The sequence below is a fragment of the Streptomyces sp. NBC_00252 genome, assembly GCF_036187565.1.
In the GTDB taxonomy this organism is placed as follows: domain Bacteria; phylum Actinomycetota; class Actinomycetes; order Streptomycetales; family Streptomycetaceae; genus Streptomyces.
Genome location: NZ_CP108087.1, coordinates 9,239,885 through 9,257,293, shown reverse-complemented (window position 1 = coordinate 9,257,293; position 17,409 = coordinate 9,239,885). Strand labels below are relative to the sequence as shown.

General features: G+C 70.7%; 17 protein-coding genes and 2 pseudogenes. 8 read left to right on the top strand and 11 right to left on the bottom strand.

The window, feature by feature from the left end; translation table 11 throughout:
* The first annotated feature begins 72 nt into the window (after window positions 1-72).
* Window positions 73-360, top strand: a complete 288-nt coding sequence (locus OHT77_RS41215) for a DUF1905 domain-containing protein (protein ID WP_328833462.1) — start codon at window positions 73-75, stop codon at window positions 358-360.
* Here the strand turns inward: OHT77_RS41215 and OHT77_RS41210 are convergent.
* A complete protein-coding gene (locus OHT77_RS41210; protein ID WP_328833461.1) occupies window positions 350-1,276 on the bottom strand; it encodes an AraC family transcriptional regulator in 927 nt (308 codons plus the stop codon). The genes OHT77_RS41215 and OHT77_RS41210 overlap by 11 nt on opposite strands.
* A 101-nt stretch (window positions 1,277-1,377) precedes the next feature.
* Between OHT77_RS41210 and OHT77_RS41205 the strand changes: the two genes are divergently transcribed.
* A complete protein-coding gene (locus OHT77_RS41205) occupies window positions 1,378-2,361 on the top strand; it encodes an oxidoreductase (protein ID WP_328833460.1) in 984 nt (327 codons plus the stop codon).
* 15 nt (window positions 2,362-2,376) lie between these two features.
* On the opposite strand, the gene mgrA is transcribed toward OHT77_RS41205, so the two are convergent.
* Complete coding sequence (gene mgrA / locus OHT77_RS41200; protein WP_328833459.1) at window positions 2,377-3,369, bottom strand: L-glyceraldehyde 3-phosphate reductase; 993 nt, start codon at window positions 3,367-3,369, stop codon at window positions 2,377-2,379.
* 126 nt (window positions 3,370-3,495) lie between these two features.
* On the opposite strand from mgrA, the gene OHT77_RS41195 reads away from it, so the two are divergent.
* A complete protein-coding gene (locus OHT77_RS41195) occupies window positions 3,496-4,386 on the top strand; it encodes a LysR substrate-binding domain-containing protein (RefSeq protein WP_328833458.1) in 891 nt (296 codons plus the stop codon).
* A 27-nt stretch (window positions 4,387-4,413) separates the two neighbouring features.
* Window positions 4,414-4,929, top strand: coding sequence for a mycothiol transferase (locus tag OHT77_RS41190; RefSeq protein ID WP_328833457.1), 516 nt, complete (start codon window positions 4,414-4,416; stop codon window positions 4,927-4,929).
* Here the strand turns inward: OHT77_RS41190 and OHT77_RS41185 are convergent.
* Complete coding sequence (locus tag OHT77_RS41185; protein WP_328833456.1) at window positions 4,911-5,981, bottom strand: adenosine deaminase; 1,071 nt, start codon at window positions 5,979-5,981, stop codon at window positions 4,911-4,913. The genes OHT77_RS41190 and OHT77_RS41185 overlap by 19 nt on opposite strands.
* A gap of 54 nt (window positions 5,982-6,035) precedes the next feature.
* Window positions 6,036-6,431, bottom strand: coding sequence for a VOC family protein (locus tag OHT77_RS41180; RefSeq protein WP_328833455.1), 396 nt, complete (start codon window positions 6,429-6,431; stop codon window positions 6,036-6,038).
* A gap of 396 nt (window positions 6,432-6,827) precedes the next feature.
* On the opposite strand from OHT77_RS41180, the gene OHT77_RS41175 reads away from it, so the two are divergent.
* Complete coding sequence (locus tag OHT77_RS41175; protein WP_328833454.1) at window positions 6,828-7,679, top strand: putative RNA methyltransferase; 852 nt, start codon at window positions 6,828-6,830, stop codon at window positions 7,677-7,679.
* Between the two features lie 109 nt (window positions 7,680-7,788).
* Here the strand turns inward: OHT77_RS41175 and OHT77_RS41170 are convergent, their stop codons facing one another.
* Window positions 7,789-8,160 carry a BlaI/MecI/CopY family transcriptional regulator gene (locus OHT77_RS41170; RefSeq protein ID WP_266774898.1) on the bottom strand — a complete coding sequence of 124 codons (372 nt, stop codon included), beginning with the start codon at window positions 8,158-8,160 and terminating at the stop codon, window positions 7,789-7,791.
* A 239-nt stretch (window positions 8,161-8,399) separates the two neighbouring features.
* On the opposite strand from OHT77_RS41170, the gene OHT77_RS41165 reads away from it, so the two are divergent.
* The 3 genes and pseudogenes from OHT77_RS41165 to OHT77_RS41155 all read left to right on the top strand — a co-directional run.
* Window positions 8,400-9,485 (top strand): sodium-dependent transporter, encoded by a 1,086-nt coding sequence (locus tag OHT77_RS41165; RefSeq protein WP_328833453.1) that lies wholly within the window; start codon window positions 8,400-8,402, stop codon window positions 9,483-9,485.
* A gap of 783 nt (window positions 9,486-10,268) precedes the next feature.
* Window positions 10,269-10,979 carry a dienelactone hydrolase family protein gene (locus OHT77_RS41160; protein WP_328833452.1) on the top strand — a complete coding sequence of 237 codons (711 nt, stop codon included), beginning with the start codon at window positions 10,269-10,271 and terminating at the stop codon, window positions 10,977-10,979.
* 91 nt (window positions 10,980-11,070) lie between these two features.
* A pseudogene (locus tag OHT77_RS41155) lies at window positions 11,071-11,354 on the top strand (pyridoxamine 5'-phosphate oxidase family protein); the annotation flags it as partial.
* 38 nt (window positions 11,355-11,392) lie between these two features.
* Here the strand turns inward: OHT77_RS41155 and OHT77_RS41150 are convergent.
* From OHT77_RS41150 to OHT77_RS41125, 6 genes and pseudogenes are all read right to left on the bottom strand, one after another.
* Window positions 11,393-12,298, bottom strand: a complete 906-nt coding sequence (locus tag OHT77_RS41150; protein ID WP_328833451.1) for an aldo/keto reductase — start codon at window positions 12,296-12,298, stop codon at window positions 11,393-11,395.
* A 42-nt stretch (window positions 12,299-12,340) separates the two neighbouring features.
* Entirely contained in the window at window positions 12,341-13,705 is a 1,365-nt protein-coding gene (locus tag OHT77_RS41145; RefSeq protein WP_328833450.1) for a phospholipase, read from the bottom strand.
* A gap of 134 nt (window positions 13,706-13,839) precedes the next feature.
* A complete protein-coding gene (locus tag OHT77_RS41140; protein WP_328833449.1) occupies window positions 13,840-14,895 on the bottom strand; it encodes an NAD-dependent epimerase/dehydratase family protein in 1,056 nt (351 codons plus the stop codon).
* Between the two features lie 83 nt (window positions 14,896-14,978).
* Complete coding sequence (locus OHT77_RS41135) at window positions 14,979-15,611, bottom strand: SRPBCC family protein (RefSeq protein ID WP_328833448.1); 633 nt, start codon at window positions 15,609-15,611, stop codon at window positions 14,979-14,981.
* Window positions 15,608-15,982: an ArsR/SmtB family transcription factor gene (locus OHT77_RS41130; protein WP_328833447.1), complete on the bottom strand. Its 375-nt coding sequence runs from the start codon at window positions 15,980-15,982 to the stop codon at window positions 15,608-15,610. The genes OHT77_RS41135 and OHT77_RS41130 overlap by 4 nt, the downstream gene beginning before the upstream one ends.
* 58 nt (window positions 15,983-16,040) lie before the next feature.
* Window positions 16,041-17,372 (bottom strand): annotated as a pseudogene (locus OHT77_RS41125) (aldehyde dehydrogenase family protein); the annotation flags it as partial.
* Window positions 17,373-17,409: the final 37 nt, after the last annotated feature.

The window sequence follows — 17,409 nt, the reverse complement described above, 5'->3', positions numbered from 1 at the left end:
CCGGCGCCGGCGATGAGTTCTCGCGCTCGGGGCGGTCTCCTCTTCGGCAGACCACCCCGAGCGGAGGACTTCATGAGTACCGGCACCCCGTTGAACGAGGAATTCACCGCCGAATTGATCAAAAGCCCGAACGACGGCGGCTGGACCTATCTCGTCTGGCCCGGGTCCGTCGCGTTCTTCGGCACCCGCGGACTGGTCAAGGTCCGCGGCACGATCGACGGACACCCTTTCCGCAGTTCGTTCATGGCGCTCGGCGACGGCACGCACAAACTCCCCGTGAAAGCCGATCTTCGAAAGGCCATCGACAAAAGCGAGGGCGATCAGGTCACCGTCCGTCTCGAAGAACGGCTCAGCTCCTAGCCAGGGCCTCTTCGCGATAGCGCCGCGGCGCCACCCCGACCGCCCGCTTGAAGGCGTTGCTGAAGGCGCTCTCGGAGGTGTAGCCGACGGAGCGGGCGAGCGTGCCGACCGGGGCCGTGTCCTGACGGAGGGCCCGGGCGGCGAGGCTCATGCGCCAGTTCAGCAGGTACGTCAGGGGCGGCACACCGGCCGCCTCCTTGAACCGTACGGCGAACGTGGTGCGGGACATGGCCGCCGCCCGGGCCAGCTCCTCCAGCTGCCAGGGGTGGGCCGGGTCGCCGTGCATCAGGCGCAGCGCGGGGGCGAGGCGCTCGTCGGCGAGGGCGCGCAGCCAGCCGGGCGGCAGCCCGTCCGCGTCGGTCAGACAGACCCGCAGCACCTGCACGAACATCAGCTGCGCGAGCTGCGCCGACACGAACTCGACCCCGGCCCTGCGCAGGCGCATCTCGGCCGCCAACTGCCCGATCAGCCACCGCAGTACATCGGCCTCGGGCGAGTCGGCCCGCACGTGCACCAGCTGCGGCAGCGCCCGCCGGAGCAGATCCCCGCGGTCCCGGCTCAGATCGATGTGCCCGGACACGCAGGCCACGTCCACCGCGTCGCCCTGCCCGAGCCGGCCCATCCGGGTCTCCGGGTCCATGACGACGTCCGCGGAGTCGGTCGGCGCGACACCGGGCCGGCTGCACAGGGTGTACGGCTGGCCGCCGTCGGAGATCACGACGTCCCCCTCGGCGAGCCGCAGCGGTTCGCCGCCGTCCCGGACCAGCAGGCAGCTGCCCTGCACCACGGCGTTCACCTTCAGCCGGTCGCGTCCGCGCAGCTGGATCGCCCAGTCGCCGCCGGCCGTGAACCCGCCGGAGAACACGCTGCGGGCATCGGCGACGGCGAGGGCGTCGGAGAGGGGATCCACGGTCATGCTCGAACTATCACGCAAGTTATGCGGATTCTCAAGTATTCATCGTACGGATCGGCCGACCTACGGTGGTCTCAACAGCTCAAGCTGATGAGGGAGAGAACATGACCACCGCACAGCAGCCCCTGAATTCCGGCTTCGGCGCCTCGACCACCGCCGAGGAGGTGATCAAGGGCGTCGACCTGACCGGCAAGGTCGCGATCATCACCGGCGGCTACTCCGGCATCGGCCTGGAGACGGCCCGCGTGCTGCACGGCGCCGGGGCGCGACTCGTCGTACCGGCGAGGGACGTGGAGCGGGCCCGGGCGGCTCTCGAGGACCTCCCGGGAACCGAGGTCGAGCACATGGACCTGCTGGACCCGGCGTCCATCGACGCCTTCGCCGAGAAGTTCCTGGCCTCCGGGCGTCCGCTGCACCTGCTGGTGAACAACGCCGGGATCATGGCGACCCCGCTGGCGCGGGACGCGCGCGGCTACGAGTCGCAGTTCGCCGCCAACCACCTCGGGCACTTCCAGCTGACGACCAGGCTGTGGCCCGCGCTGGTCGCGGCGCACGGGGCACGGGTCGTGGTCCTGTCCTCGCGAGGCATCCGCTTCGCCGGGATCGACTTCGACGACCTGCAGTTCGAGCACAGGAAGTACGAGCCGTTCCTCGCCTACGGCCAGTCCAAGACGGCCAACGCCCTGTTCGCCGTCGAGGTGGACCGGCGCGGACAGGCCGAGGGCATCCGGGCGTTCGCGGTGCACCCGGGCCTGATCGTCGACACCGGCCTGGTCAAGCACCTCGAACCGGCGGCGCTCCAGGCCGCGGGCGCGCTCGACGCCGAGGGCCGGCCGATCCGTGACCCCGAGCGACAGATGAAGACCGTGCAGCAGGGCGCGGCCACCAGCGTCTGGTGCGCGACCAGCCCGCAGCTCGACGGTCTCGGCGGGGTCTACTGCGAGAACGTCGACATCAGCCCACTGCTCGCCCCCGAGGACGAGGCCGCCTGGGCCGGCGGGGACACCACCCCGGGGGTGCTGTCCCGCGCCGTGGACCCGGAGTCGGCGGCCCGTCTCTGGGAGGTCAGCGAGCGGCTCACGGCCTGACGGCCGCGAGGTGCGCTACGGCTTGATGATCGCGTCGATGCGGGCCAGCTCGTCGGCGTCGAAGTCCAGGTTGCGGGTGGCCGCGACGCTGTCCTCGAGCTGCTGCGCGCTGCTCGCGCCGACCAGCGCGGAGGTGACCCGGCCGCCGCGCAGCACCCAGGCGAGGGCGAGCTGGGCGAGGGTCTGACCGCGGCCCTTGGCGATGTCGTTCAGGGCGCGCAGCTGTCCGACCAGGTCCTCGGTGACGGCGTCCGAGTTCAGGAACGGGCTGTCGCTCGCCGCGCGGGAACCCTCCGGGATGCCGTCGAGGTAGCGGGAGCTGAGCAGCCCCTGCTCCAGCGGGGAGAAGACGATGGAGCCGACCTGGAGCTCGTCCAGGGCGTCGAGCAGGCCCTCGTCCTCGGGGCGCCGGTCGAGCATCGAGTAGCGCGGCTGGTGGATGAGGAGCGGGGTGCCGAGCTCACCGAGGATGCGGGCGGCCTCCCGGGTCTGCTCCGCCGAGTAGTTGGAGATGCCGACGTAGAGCGCCTTGCCCTGCTGGACCGCCGAGTGCAGGGCGCCCATCGTCTCCTCGAGGGGAGTCTCCGGGTCGGGGCGGTGCGAGTAGAAGATGTCGACGTAGTCCAGGCCCATGCGGCTCAGGCTCTGGTCCAGCGAGGACAGCACGTACTTGCGCGAACCCCACTCGCCGTACGGGCCGGGCCACATCAGATAGCCGGCCTTGGTGGAGATCACCAGCTCGTCGCGGTAGGACCCGAAGTCCGCCTTCAGCGCCTCGCCGAGGGCGGACTCGGCGGCGCCGGGGGGCGGGCCGTAGTTGTTGGCGAGGTCGAAGTGGGTGACGCCGAGGTCGAAGGCGCGGCGCAGGATGGCGCGCTGGGTGTCGACCGGGCGGTCGGGCCCGAAGTTGTGCCACAGGCCGAGCGAGATCGCGGGCAGCTTCAGACCGCTGCGTCCGGTGCGCCGGTAGGGCAGGTCCGCGTAGCGGTCGGGGTGTGCGGTGTACAACGCGACTCCAGAGGGGTTGGCACACGGGATACCGGTTCCAGGGAACCACCGCCCACTCTGTCGTGACCTGCGGGCAGTGGTCCAACAGAAGAATCCGATGGAATTCAGCGGTTACGCTTCTCAATCATGGAACTGCGTCATCTCCAGCATTTCATCGCCGTCGCCGAGGACCAGCACTTCACCCGTGCGGCCGAGCGGCTGATGGTGTCCCAGTCCGGGCTCTCGGCCTCGATCCGCGCCCTGGAACGGGAGTTGCAGACCCCGCTGTTCGTGCGCACCACCCGCCGGGTCACGCTCACGGAGGCCGGCCGCGCGCTCCTCGGCGAGGCGGAACGCATCCTGGCGCAGGTCCGCTCGGCGCACGAGGCGGTGGCCGCGGTGCAGGGCGTCCTGCGCGGCACGCTGTCCCTGGGCACCGAGCAGTGCATCGCCGGGGTGCACGTGGCGGGACTGCTGGCCGCGTTCCGGCGCCTTCACCCCGATGTGGAGATCCGGCTGCGGCAGGCGGGTTCGGGCGCGCTGGCGGAGGAGGTCGCGGCCGGGCGACTCGACCTGGCGTTCGCCTACCGCACCCAGGCGGACACCGACCAGCTGCGCTCCGTATCGCTGACCAGCGAGCCGATGACCGTGCTGTGCCATCCCAGCCACCGGCTCGCAAAGACGGGCGCGGCGGTGACCCCGGACGACCTCGCCGGCGAGGTCTTCGTCGACTTCCACCCGGACTGGGCCTCCCGCCGCACCACGGACGCCGTGTTCGCCGCGGCGGGCGTACGGCGGACGGTCGCCCTGGAGGTCAACGACGTCCACAGCCTCCTCGACCTGATCGACGAGAACCTCGGCATCGCGGTCGTCCCCCAGCACTTCCGCCACAAGCGCGAGCCCCTCACCGCGCTCCCCCTCAAGGGCACCGGCGAGGAGGTCTACGAAACGGTGGCGCTGCTGCCGCCCCCGCAGGCGACCAGTCCGGCGGCCCGGGCCCTGATGACGATCCTGGAAACGGACACTCCGGCCGCATGACGGACGGCGATGCGCGATGGTGGTCGTATGCATGCCAACGACATCCTCATTGACGCGTACGGCCGCATCCAGGAAGAAGTCCACGCAGCGGTCGACGGCCTCACCCCCGACCAGCTGCACGCCCGCCCCGCCGCCGATGCCAACTCCATCGCCTGGCTGGTCTGGCATCTCACCCGGGTCCAGGACGACCACATCGGCGAAGCCGCAGGACTCGACCAGGTGTGGCTGAGCCAGGGCTGGGAGAAGCGCTTCGGCCTCGACCTGCCGGCCAAGGACACGGGCTACGGCCACACCGCCGCGAAGGTCGGCAAGGTGCGGGTCGAGTCGGCCGGGCAGCTCACCGGGTACTACGACGCCGTGCACGACCAGACTTTGGCGTATCTGCGCGGTCTGACGGCGAAGGACTACGACCGGATCGTCGACGAGCGCTGGGACCCGCCGGTCACCCTGGGCGTCCGGCTGGTCAGCGTCCTGTCCGACGATCTGGAGCACGTCGGACAGGCCGCGTATGTGCGCGGGCTGCTTCAGAGCGCGGAAGCGTAACCCGGCAGGACGACGTCCTCGATGAGGGCCTTGCGCTCGTCGTACGGGATGAACGCGCTCTTGAGGGCGTTCACCGTGACGGTGCGCAGGTCCTCGATCGTCCAGCCGGCCTCTTCGACCAGCAGGGACATCTCACGCGTCATCGTCGTACCGGACACCAGTCGGTTGTCGGTGTTGAGGGTGACGCGGAAGCCGAGGTCCTTGAGGGCGGTGATGGGGTGCTCGGCGATCGAAGTGGCCGCGCCCGTCTGGAGGTTGGAGGTCGGGCACATCTCCAGCGCGATCCGGCGGTCACGGACCCACCCCGCCAGGCGGCCGAGCTTGCCGTCGACGATGTCCTCGGTGATGCGGACGCCGTGGCCGATGCGCTGGGCGCCGCACACCTGGAGTGCCTGGTGGATGCTGGGCAGGCCGTGCGCCTCACCGGCGTGGATCGTGAACGGGACGCTCTCGCGGCGCAGGTGCTCGAACGCGGCGAGGTGGTCGGCGGGCGGGAACCCGTCCTCGGCACCGGCGATGTCGAAGCCGACGACCCCGGCGTCCCGGAACGCCACCGCGAGGTCGGCCGCCTCGCCGACCCGGTCGAACATCCGCATCCCGCACAGCAGCGTCCGCACCTGCACCGGCGTGCCCGCAGCGGCGGCCTTGGCCATACCGGCGGCGAGCCCCTCCTGCACGGTCTCGACGACCTCGGCGAGGGTGAGTTCACCGTTGGTGTTCAGCTCGGGGGCGTAGCGCACCTCGCCGTAGACGACACCGTCGGCGGCCAGGTCGAGGACGTACTCCTCGGCGGTGCGCAGCAGGCCCTCGCGGTTCTGCATCACGGCGAGGGTGTGCTCGAAGGTGGCGATGTAGCGCACCAGGTCACCGGAGTTGGCGGCGTCGAAGTACCAGGCGGCCAGCTCGTCCGGGTCGGTGGTGGGCAGCGTGCGCCCCACCGCCGCCGCGAGCTCCACCACGGTGGCGGGACGCAGGCCGCCGTCGAGGTGGTCGTGCAGCACGGCCTTGGGGAGCCGGCGGATGATGTCGGCGTCTATGCGCGTAGATGACATGTGCGGGGGTTCCTCGGTCGTCGTTCGGTGAGCGGAGTTGGCGAGTACGGAGGCTCAGGCGGCGGGCTGGAGCAGGTCCCAGCGGTTGCCGTACAGATCCTGGAACACGGCGACGGAACCGTACGGCTCGTGCCGCGGCTCCTCCAGGAAGGTCACGCCCGCGGCGAGCATCCGGGCGTGGTCGCGGGCGAAGTCGTCGGTGTGCAGGAAGAAGCCGACCCGGCCACCGGTCTGGTCACCGACCCGGGCGCTCTGCGCGTCTCCCTTGGCCCGGGCGAGCAGCAGCCCGGTACCGCCCTCGTCCGCACCCGGCGGCACCACGACGACCCATCGCGCCCCGTCGCCACGCGCCTCGTCCTCGGCGAGCCGGAAGCCGAGAGCTTCGACGTAGAAGCGGATCGCCTCGTCGTAGTCGTCGACGACGAGGGTGACCAGGGCGATACGGCTCATCGGGGGTCTCCGTGCGGGTTCCGGGCGGGGGGATTGACGGGTGAGGTTATACGTAAAACGCGGTGGGCGCCAGTCGGATTCCCAGGGGGTTGGGGTGAGGGTGCCGGCGGGGCGGATGCTGACCAGGATTCGGTCACCCCGGCCCCGTCTCCCGCCATCCGCGACCCGAGCCGCCCCGCCCGTGCTCGTAGACTCACGGCGTGGCATTCACGAGCATCCCGCACTGCTTCCAGTAACCGGAAGGCGTTGAGGGCGAGGCCGGACGGCGTCGCCCTCCTTGGTGTGCCTGCTGCGTGAACCACCGTTGCGGCGCTGCCCGTTCCTGCGTGAGGCAGTGACGTCGCGGGCGCACGTACAGGCACGGCTTCTCCCCTTCCCTCCTGCCAGGAGTGCCTCGTGCCCGTGTTGCTTCCCCCTGCCCTCGATCTCTCCCTCGACCTGCTGCGCTGCCCGACGTGCCGCACGCATGCCCTGTCCCCCGACGGCGGCGCCCTGCGCTGTCCCTCGGGCCACACCTTCGACATCGCCCGGCACGGCTACGTCAGCCTGTTGACCGGCGCCCGTGCCACCAGCGGCGACGACGCGGCCATGGTCCGGGCGCGGGACCGGTTCCTGTCGACGGACACGTACGCGCCGATCCGTGAAGCCGTTGCCCTGCTGGCGGCCGACTCCGCGCCCGAGCGGACCACGGTCGTGGACGTTGGGTGCGGCACGGGCTACTACCTCGCCGGCGTACTCGACCGGCTGCCCGGCGCCCGCGGTCTGGGGCTGGACACGTCTGTGCGCGCCCTGCGTTCGGCGGCGCGCGCCCATGAACGCGCCGCCGCGGTGGCCTGGGACGTCTTCCGCCCCTTCCCGCTGGCCGACGGCGTGGCCGAGGTCGTGCTGAACGTGTTCGCCCCGCGCAACCCGGCCGAGTTCCGCCGGGTGCTGCGCCCGACGGGCCGGCTGATCGTGGTCCGTCCCACCGCGCGGCACCTGGCCGAGCTGCGCGGCCGGGTACCCGGGACGGTCACGATCGACCCGGCCAAGGAACACCGCCTCCACCGGGCGATCGACCCGTACTTCGAGGCCGCCGTCACCGAACAGGTCGAGTACACCGTGCCGTTGACCGGGCGGGAGATCCTCGACCTGGTCGGGATGACGCCGAGCGCACGGCACCTGAGCGGCGCGGACCTGAACGACACCGGCTCATGGCCCGACCACGTCACCGTCTCGGTACTGGCCACGGCCTACCGACCTCGGTGACCACGACCAGGCGGCACATGCACCCGGCGACCGAAAGGCCGTAGACGGCATGGCGCCCTGCCCACCCCCTCAGACACGGGGACGGCAGGGCGTCAGCCGGGAGGGGCGGTCATGCCTCCCCGGACTCCAGAAGGTCCCGCAGCACCTGTTCGTCATCGGGGCTCAGCTGCGCGACGAACCGGGCCAGTACCGTCTCCCGGTCACCGTCGCGGTCGAGTTCCGTGTGCATACGGCGCGCGGTGAGCCCCTGCGCGTCCTGCACCGGGAAGTAGGCGAACCCGCGCCCCTGGCGCCGCCGGTCCACCACACCCTTGTCGTGCAACCGGGTCAGGATCGTCGTCACGGTCGTACGGGCGAGGCCCGTGTCGAGGCTCAGCTGAACCTCCCCGGGCGTCTGCGGGGCACCGGCTGCCCAGAGGGCGGCCATGACGCTGGCCTCCAGCTCACCCGCCGGTCGGCGTTCATCCTTCGCGTCGGCCATGGGAACGATCCTCACCCCGTCCTCGTCTACAGTTCAGTAGACCGTCTACAGAATTGTAGTCACTCGGGCGCCGTCTCGTCACAGCGCCCTTGTGTCCATTCCCGCCCGCCCATTATGGAAGGCACCGTCGACGATGACCGCAGGGCTTCGCACACTCCTCCCCCCGCGCGTGTCGACGAGTCCGCACGCGATACCGGCGCTCCGTCTCCGCCCAGTTCCTACGACGGAAGAGCGCCACGATGTGTCCCAGGCCCGCCAGGATTCTCCCCGTACCCCGCCTGCTCGCCCTGCTCCGCCGCCACCTGGGCCGGGCCGTCGCCGTGACGTACGTCGCCGCGGCGGTGCTGCCCGCCCCCGGCCTGTGGCTCCGCCACCCGCACGCGACGGGCATCGCCGAACTGTCCCTGCGCACACCCCAGTTGCTCCTGGCCCTGGTCCTGTTCGGCGCCGGCCTCCAGGTCCCGCTGCGTGAACTGCGGTTGCTGGTACGACGCCCCGCGGCCCTGCTCGCGGGTCTCGCCCTGCACATCCTGGTGCCGCTGCTGATCGTCCCCGGGGTCGCCCTCGCGCTGCGGCTGTCGCCGGACCATGACGGGGGCAGTGGCATGATCGCGGCGATGATCCTCGTCGTCGCGATGCCGGTGGCGGCCGGGGCGACGGTGTGGACCGCGAAGGGGGACGGCGACCAGCCCACGGCGGTGGGCCTGGTGCTGGCCTCGACCCTCGTCAGCCCCCTGACGGTCCCGCTCACCCTGGCCGTCCTCTGCCCGCTCCTCCAGGGCGACTACGCGGGCAGACTCGCCGTGGCCGCCCACTCGGCCGGAAACGCCTTCGCCCTGACCTCGGTCGTCCTGCCCTGCGCGGCAGGCATCCTGTGCCGACTGGCACTCCCCGCACGCGCACTGACCGGCCTTCTGGCTGTCGCCGTATCCGCCGCACTGCCCGCCTCACTCCTCCTGACATACGTCAACGCCAGCGGGGTGTTGGGCCCCTTCCTCCGCCACCCCCGCCCGGTCCTCCTGCTGGCCGCGCTCGGCGTCGCGGCCACGGTGTGCGGCCTGTCCTTCACCCTGGGCCGGGTAGCCGCGCGAGCCCTCCGCCTCGACGCCCGCGCCGGCGCCTCCGTCACCCTGGCCTGCGGCATGAACAACAGCAGCGCGAGCGCGGTACTGATCACGACGACCCTCCCCGACCGCCCCCACATCCTTCTCCCGGTACTGGCGTACGGCCTCCTCCAGAAGGTGGCCGCGGGCCGAGTGGTCCGCATGGGCGAGGAAGCGAACCGGCCGCCCATCCGTACCGAACAGCCGACCAGCACCAGATGACGGCCGCGCGCCAGCCAGCCGACCGCACCGGGTGTCGGTCCCACACCCGTCAGCGGACCCACGTCAGTTGACCGCCCCGAGCAGAACCGCCAATCCTCACCAGACAACCGCCCCACGCCGGATCACCGACCGTGCCAGGTCAGCGACGCGCGCCAAACAACGGCTCCTCGCCGGATGACCGACCCACACCAGATCCTCGACGCGCCAAGCCGGCTCCTCACCAGATGACCAACCCGCGTCGAACCGCTGATCCTCGCCGGGCGACCGACCCCCACCGGACAGCCGACACATGCCAGTAGACCGACCCGCGCCAAACCGCCGGTTTTCACGGGACGGCGGCCCCACACCGGCTCACCGACTCACACCAGATCCTCGACGCACGCCGAACAGCGGCTCCTCACCAGATGACCAACCCGCGCCGAACCGCCGACCCTCGCCGGGCGACCGACCCCCACCGGACAGCCGACGCACGCCAGTAGACCAACCCACGTCGAACCCCCGGTTCTCACGGGACGGCCGCCCCACACCGGCTCACCGACCCACACCAGATCCTCGACGCGCCAAGCAGCGGCCCCTCACCAGATGACCAACCCGCGCCGAACCGCCGACCCTCGCCGGGCAACCGACTCCCACCGGACAGCCGACACACGCCAGCTGACCGACCCGCGCCAAAAACGACCGCCCCCGCCAACCAGCCGCCCCCACCCATGACACGCTGGAGATCACATCGGAACCCGTCCCGACAACGCCCCCACCCCCATCGCCGTACAGGAGTTGAGCCCCATGTCCTCCGAGCTGCCGAAGTCGACCGGAGCCCCGGCCCACCAGAACGTCACCTTTCCCAGTGCCGGGGGCACCGCCCACGGCTATCTCGCGCTGCCGCCTTCCGGGAGCGGGCCGGGCGTGATCGTCATCCAGGAGTGGTGGGGCCTGACCGACCACATCGCCGACGTGGCCGACCGGCTCGCCCAGGAGGGCTTCGTCGCGCTCGCCCCGGACCTGTACGGCGGCAACGTGGCGCACGAGAGCGACGAGGCCCTGCGCATGATGCTGGCCCTCCCGGTCGCCCGCGGTGTCGAACTGCTCTCCGGCGCCGTCGACCACCTGCTGTCCCTGCCCGAGGTCACCTCGGACACGGTCGGCGCGGTCGGCTTCTGCATGGGCGGCGGCTTCGTGCTGTACCTCGCCGCGGCCGACCCGCGCGTCAGCGCCGCGGTCCCGTTCTACGGCGTGATCCAGGGCGAACTCCCCGACTTCTCCGGCCTGAAGGCACAAATCCAGGGCCACTACGGCGAGTTGGACGAGAGCATCCCGGTCTCCGGCCTCGACGCCCTCGCCAAGCACATCCAGGAGCAGTCCGGCATCACCCCGGACCTCCGCCTCTACCCGGCCAACCACGCCTTCTTCAACGACGGCCGCCCGGTCTACGACGCCGACTCCGCCACCCGCGCCTGGGCGAGCACGATCCCGTTCCTCCACGAGCAACTGGGCTGACGCCCCCCTGACGCCCCTGACGTCCACGATGTCCACGGCACCTCGGGCCAAGGTCCTACGCCCCTGGCCCGAGGTGCCGCGCCCCCAACCGGCGGACGCCGACGGGGTGCCGTGTCTGGTGCCGTTGTGGTTCCTGTGGGGCGGGCGGTGCGTCTGGCTGGCGACCCGGGCCACGAATCCCACCGGCCGCAATCCCACCGACGGGCGGCGGACCCGGCCGACCTTCGCGGACACCCGGGACGTCGTGCTCATCGACGGTAAGGCGACCGCCTTTACTCGTTCTTCCGGGTAAGGCCGCTAGCCGTACAGGCATGGCACGAGCAGCGCGAGCTACCCCAACGTCACCTCATGCGCGACGGGACCTGGCTGGCCTGAGCCCCGGACAGGAGCTCCGCCACACCCCCCGCCACCCCTCAACCCGCCTTACCGTGCACCGCGTTGAGCCGACCCAGCTCCTCCTCCGTCAGCCGAATCGCCCCGGTCGCCACGTTCTCCACAAGGTGGTCGGGGTTACCCGTGCCAGGGATCGCAAGGACATGCGGACCCTGGGCGAGGGACCACGCCAGGCGGATCTGCGCAGGGCTCGCGTCGTGGGCCGCGGCGACAGCCAGGACCTCGTCGTCGTGCGCGGTGGTCGCGCCCTGCGGCCCCGCCTCGCCCGCGATGGCGAAGAACGGCACGAAGGCGATGCCCTGTTCACCGCAGATCCGCAGCATCTCGTCGGTCTCGGGACTGAACGAGTCGAGCCCGAACCGGTTCTGCACACTCACCACCGGCGCGATCGCCTGCGCCTCGGCCAGGTGCCGCGGCTCGACGTCGGAGATCGCGAGGTGCCGGATCAGGCCCTCCTCGCGGAGTTCGGCGAGCGCCCCGAAGTACTCGGCGATCGAGTCCTGTCCCATCCGGCGGAGATAGACCACGTCGAGGTGATCGCGCCCCAACTGCCGCAGGTTCTCCTCGACATGGCCGCGCAGGTCGTCGGGGCGGGCCGAGGTGCTCCACTCCCCCGAGTAGTTCCGGAAGGGTCCGACCTTGGTGGCGATCACGAGGTCGTCGGCGTAGGGGGCGAGCGCGGAGTTGATGAGTTCGTTGGCCGACCGGAGGGACGAGAAGTAGAAGGCGGCGGTGTCGATGTGGTTCACACCGAGCTCGATCGCCCTGCGCAGCACGGCGATCGACCGGTCACGGTCGCTGGGCGTCCCGAGGTTGAAGGCTGCGCTGCCCGTCAGCCGCATCGCGCCGAAGCCGATCCGGTTGACGGGCAGGTCGCCGAGTGTCCAGGTGCCCGAGGCGGCGGCGGTGATCTTCTCCGATGTCATCAGCGGAGTTTCGCACACCCCGGCCGCACGCCCGCCCGCACTTTACGGATACGTGTAGCTGTTCAGGGAGTTGACCGCGGCGGCCGGGTTGCCGAGGTCGTAGCGGTCCACGGCGAGGAAGTTGGGCTTCTTGCGCGCGGCCGGCTGGCAGAACCGCTGGGCCCGGTCGAGGACCTTGGTGTTGTCGGTCTGCGCGGTCCCGGCGATGGTCGCGTCACGGAAGTGGTTCATGACGAACAGCGGGCGGAACGCCGCATAGGTCTGCGTCAGCGGCACGTTGAGGTCGCTGCCGTACCACCGGCTGTAACAGGACCAGTCGGAGGAGCCGGCACCGGAGCCCATGGACCAGTAGTTCTCCACGGTCCAGTCCCGCTGGTACATCACGCCGAAGCTGTCCCGGGTGAGTCCGGCGGACTCGTCGGAGGCGCGGCTGTGGTCGGTGAAGATCAGCAGCCGGTGGTTGGCGGCGATCAGGTCGGACATCCTCGGCCAGCCGTTCTGCCGTACGCCGGTCTGGTCGGGGCGGTACAGCACGTCGTACAGGCCGTTGACGCGGGCGAGTTCGCCGCGCAGGACGCCCGGGTCGACGTAGTCCTCGAGGAAAACGGTGACGAACTGGTCGGGGTGCGCCTTGAGGAAGTCGACCATGCGCTGGAGGTCGACGTTCAGGGCGACGGGGCTGCTGACCAGGGTGCAGCTGTCGTGGCAGAGGATCGCGCCGTCGGAGGTCTGGTGGATGTCCAGCATGAACCCCCGTACGCCGTCGGAGAGTTGCTGGTTGATGCCACGTGACTGGTTGGGGAAGAAGTTCACGAAGGGCGGGGCGAACCCGCCGTCGACGCCGTTGGCGTAGGCGTTGTGCGCGGTGAGGAACGTGACCTGGTCCAGGGTGCGTTGGTCCTGGGAGGGCATCGGGTTCGTGGGTGAGGTGATCGGCGTGAGGTACCAGGAGGCGAGGTCGCCGGAGGAGCCGATGGCCAGCTGGGCCGGGTAGTTGGCACCGGAGGGCTTGGCGCCGACGGTCAGGTAGCTGTCCGCGCCTGGAACTTTGAGCGTGTACTCGTCGCCGCCGACGGGTGTGATCTGCCAGGCGGCGTCGGTGCTCGCGCAGGAGACGGTCCTCGCCTGGCCGCCCGAGCGGCCCAGGCAGCTGCCGGCCGTGTCGGTGCTCTCCAGGACGTACGAGGATCCGCTCGTCCGGAGGTTCCACTGCTGGTGGTCCTCGTTGCCCTTGGGGTTGTGCTGCTCCACCGCTCCCCCCTTGTCGGCCGCGTTGAGCCCGGTGGTGGCGCTCTGGACGTAATAGGTGCCGGCGGCCGGGACCGCGTCGGCGGCTCCGGCCGGTGGAGCGGCGGCGACCGCGGCCAGCGCGGCGGTGAGGGCGAGCAGGGCGTGGGGGGTTCGCATGGGTGCCCTTCGGTTGAGTGTGGTCAGGCTCATGACACCGAAAAGGTGATCGCGCCACACCCAAGCGCCTGCGGTCCGAACGGGTCAAGAGCCTTGAACGGTCGGCGGAGTGAACGGGGAAGGGCGGGTCCCGCTCAGCCCGTCTTCCTCAACTCCCGCCAGGCCACGTAGTGGTCGAGGAGGGTCTCCTCCAACGGCCGGTAGATGATGCCCAGTTCCTCGATGCCGCGCCGGTTGTCGACGGGGAACCTGATCCCGAGGTGCTTGCGGATGTAGTCCTGGGTGAGCCCGAACGCCGGGCCCAGTACGCGCACCGGCCAGTGCGGCAGGCCGTGCCGGGGCAGCCGGTACTCACGCGGGAAGTGCTTCCGCAGGGCGCGTGACATGTCGAGGAAGGACGCCATCCGGGCGTCCGCGACGATGTACCGGCCGTGCGCCTCGGGGTTCTCCGCAGCGGCGATGTGCGCTCGTGCGACGTCCCGTACGTCGGCCACGGTGAAGCTGAAGTCGGGTGCCCCGTAGAAGAAGTAGCCCTTGAACAGCTCGTCGAGGAGGAACAGGCTGCCGGATTCGGAGGCCGGGGTGAGCGAGGGGCCCAGGATCAGGCCGGGGTTGACGGAGACCATGCGCCAGCGGGACTGGGCCTGTTGGGCGTCCCATGCGGAGCTCTCGGCGACCGTCTTGGCGTAGTGGTACGGGTTGTTCTCGACCGTGCTGGTGGTGTTGACGTAGTCCTCGGAGAGGATGCCGTCCTTCATGTTCCGTACGTCGATGTAGTCGCCGAAGACGGCGCCGACCGTCGAGGTGAACACCAACTTCTCGACCGTGGGCGTGCGTTCGATGCCGGCGAGGACGTTCCGGGTGCCGGTGAGGGCGGGGTCGACGACGTCCTTCTGCCCGTCCTTGATCTTCTCCGGCATCAGGAAGGGCGAGGCCACGTGGAAGACGACCCGGCAGCCTTCCATCGCCGCGTCGAAGGAGCCGTCCGTCAGCAGGTCGGCCTCGAACAGCCGCAGTGTGCCCGGGAGTCGGTCCCGCAGGGCGAGCAGGGGCGCGACCTTCGCCTCGTTGCCGAGGGAGCGCACGGTGGTGTGCACGCGGTAGCCGCGCTCCAGCAGTTGCCGCACCAGATGGCTGCCGACGAATCCGCTGCCGCCGGTCACCAACACCGTCTCGCCGCCGTCACTCATCCGTGGCTCCGATCACCGTGGCGTCCAGCGCGCACGCTACAACGGTGATCGGCCCCGGGTCAGCGCTTCGGCCGCTCCGAGTGTCAACTCCCGTCGCCCGTATAGGCGGCCGTGGTCCGGTCGGCCGCCTCGCGGGCCACCGGCTCCTCCTCGCCGCTCGCCACGTTCGCCGCGAACCAGGCCTCGCTGCTCAGGGTGACGAACTGGCGGCCCTCCTCGGACACCAGCCAGGCCATGGCGTCCTCGGGCTTCACGGAATCGGCGCCCGACACGTTGCTGTGCAGCCCCAGCAGGATCGAGTCCCAGCCGACGCCCACCGCGCCGGGCCCGAACTCGGCCCACTTCGTGTCGTCGACATGGGCGATGTGCTCCAACTCGAAGCGCGTGCCGTCGCCCTCGGGCGTCAACCGCAGCTCGATCCAGCTGACTTCACCGCCGAACTCCCAGGTGGCGAAGAAGGAGTTGGGCGGGTCGCAGCGCTCGACGGTGCCGCCCGCGTTTCCCTGCAACTGGTATTTTCCGCCCACCCTCAGTTCGCCGGTGACCGGCAGGAACCAGCGCGGGATGCGCTCGGGGTTGGTGCAGGCGTCCCAGACGTCCTCGACCGGTGCGTCGTAGGACTGGGCGATGGTGATCACGCGGGCCTCGCCGGCCTGGAAAGCGCGCCTGCCGACCGTGCGGCTCACGGAGTTGATCTGGTGGGTCACGTCGATCATGGGGTGCTCCTCGACTCGTCGGGGCTGTCGTCGTCGGACGCGCGGAGCCGGCGCTCACGCTTGCCGCGGGCCAACTCGGTGGCCAGGGCGTCCAGATGAGGGGTCCAGTAGCGGCGGAATGGGCCGAGCCAGGCGTCGATGTCCCGCAGCGGCCCGGCGTCGACCGCGTAGAGGCGCCGGGTGCCGTCCGGCCGTACCGTCGCGAATCCGTTCTCCCGCAGCACCTTCAGATGCTGGGAGACCGCGGGCTGCGTTATCCCGAACTCGCGCCGGACCACGTCGCTGACCGTGCCCGCGGGCTGCTCACCTTCGGCGAGCAGCTCCAGGATGCGGCGGCGCACGGGGTCTCCGAGCACATCAAAGGCGTGCATGCGGCAAAAGTATCACCGGTCGCTTATATAAGCGACCGGTGATAGAAGAGGCGGCCGGTCAGACGAGCGGCTTCTCCAGCAGGGCCTTGCGGTGGCTGAACGTCTCGATGGAGTAGCGGCCGTGGTAGTTGCCCATGCCGCTCTCGCCGACGCCGCCGAAGGGCAGGTCGGAGACGGTGAGGTGGGCGAGCGGGAGGCCGTAGCCGATGGCGCCGGAGGAGGTCTCGGCGGCGATCCGGGCGCGGGTGTCGTCGGAGTCGGTGAAGACGTAGAGGGCGAGGGGCTTGTCGCGGTCGGTGATGAAGGCGATCGCCGCGTCGAGGTCGGGCACGGTGACGATCGGCAGGATCGGGCCGAAGATCTCCTCCGCCATGACCGGTGCCTTCGGGTCGACGTCGGCGAGGACGGTCGGCGCGATGTACTTGTCGCCGCGGTCGCTGCGTCCGCCGACCACGACCCGGCCGGAGTCGAGCAGTCCGGCGAGCCGGTCGAAGTGGCGCTCGTTGACGATCCGGCCGTACTCGCCGGAGGTCTGCGGGTCGGCGCCGTAGACCTTCTCGACCGCGCTCGCGAGGAGGGGTTCGAGGGCGGCGGCGGTCTCCGGGTCGGTCAGGACGTAGTCGGGGGCGACGCAGGTCTGGCCTGCATTGAGGAACTTGCCGCGGGCCAACCGGTCGGCGACGACGGCGAGATCGGCGTCGCGGTCGACGAACGCCGGTGATTTGCCGCCGAGTTCGAGGGCGACCGGGGTCAAGTGCTCGGCGGCGGCGCGCAGGACGATGCGGCCGACGGCGCCGTTGCCGGTGTAGAAGATGTGGTCGAAGTGCTCGGCGAGCAGGGCCGTGGTCTCCGGGATGCCGCCCTCGACGACGGCGACCGCGTCGGTGTCGAGGTAGTCGGGCACGAGACGGGCGATGGCGGCGGAGGTGGCCGGGGCCAGCTCGCTGGGCTTGAGGACCACCGCGTCACCGGAGGCGAGCGCGCCGACGACCGGGGTCAGCAGCAGCTGCAGCGGATAGTTCCAGGGCGCGATCACGAGGACCACGCCGAGCGGGTCGTACTGCGTCCAGGCGGTGGCGTCCGTCCCCAGGTGGGCCGGGACCGGCGCGGACTCGGGGCGGAGCCATTCCTCGAGGTGGTCGAGGGTGTGGTCGATCTCGCGGATCGTGAAGCCGATCTCGGTGCGCTGGGACTCGGCGGCGCTCTTGCCGAGGTCGGCGTGGAGGGCCGCGGCGAGGTCGTCGCCGTGCTCCGTGAGCAGGTCGCGCAGGCGGCGAAGCTGGGCGGTGCGCCACTCGACGGGCTTGGTGCGGCCGGTGCGGAAGGTGGCGCGCAGCCGGGTCACGATGTCGGCGGGCTGCTCGGGGCTGGACTGGTTCACGGTGCCTCGCTGCTGGTGCGTGGGGGTTCTCGACGGTCAGATGTAT

Bases quoted from the DNA above. Each gene is read 5' to 3' on its own strand.
- OHT77_RS41140 (WP_328833449.1), bottom strand. From the start codon at position 14,895: ATGAGTGACGGCGGCGAGACGGTGTTGGTGACCGGCGGCAGCGGATTC.
- OHT77_RS41165 (WP_328833453.1), top strand. From the start codon at position 8,400: ATGTGTCCCAGGCCCGCCAGGATTCTCCCCGTACCCCGCCTGCTCGCC.
- OHT77_RS41190 (WP_328833457.1), top strand. From the start codon at position 4,414: ATGCATGCCAACGACATCCTCATTGACGCGTACGGCCGCATCCAGGAA.
- OHT77_RS41195 (WP_328833458.1), top strand. From the start codon at position 3,496: ATGGAACTGCGTCATCTCCAGCATTTCATCGCCGTCGCCGAGGACCAG.
- OHT77_RS41210 (WP_328833461.1), bottom strand. From the start codon at position 1,276: ATGACCGTGGATCCCCTCTCCGACGCCCTCGCCGTCGCCGATGCCCGC.
- OHT77_RS41150 (WP_328833451.1), bottom strand. From the start codon at position 12,298: ATGACATCGGAGAAGATCACCGCCGCCGCCTCGGGCACCTGGACACTC.
- OHT77_RS41145 (WP_328833450.1), bottom strand. From the start codon at position 13,705: ATGCGAACCCCCCACGCCCTGCTCGCCCTCACCGCCGCGCTGGCCGCG.
- OHT77_RS41170 (WP_266774898.1), bottom strand. From the start codon at position 8,160: ATGGCCGACGCGAAGGATGAACGCCGACCGGCGGGTGAGCTGGAGGCC.
- OHT77_RS41215 (WP_328833462.1), top strand. From the start codon at position 73: ATGAGTACCGGCACCCCGTTGAACGAGGAATTCACCGCCGAATTGATC.
- OHT77_RS41185 (WP_328833456.1), bottom strand. From the start codon at position 5,981: ATGTCATCTACGCGCATAGACGCCGACATCATCCGCCGGCTCCCCAAG.
- OHT77_RS41130 (WP_328833447.1), bottom strand. From the start codon at position 15,982: ATGCACGCCTTTGATGTGCTCGGAGACCCCGTGCGCCGCCGCATCCTG.
- OHT77_RS41180 (WP_328833455.1), bottom strand. From the start codon at position 6,431: ATGAGCCGTATCGCCCTGGTCACCCTCGTCGTCGACGACTACGACGAG.
- OHT77_RS41135 (WP_328833448.1), bottom strand. From the start codon at position 15,611: ATGATCGACGTGACCCACCAGATCAACTCCGTGAGCCGCACGGTCGGC.
- OHT77_RS41160 (WP_328833452.1), top strand. From the start codon at position 10,269: ATGTCCTCCGAGCTGCCGAAGTCGACCGGAGCCCCGGCCCACCAGAAC.
- OHT77_RS41205 (WP_328833460.1), top strand. From the start codon at position 1,378: ATGACCACCGCACAGCAGCCCCTGAATTCCGGCTTCGGCGCCTCGACC.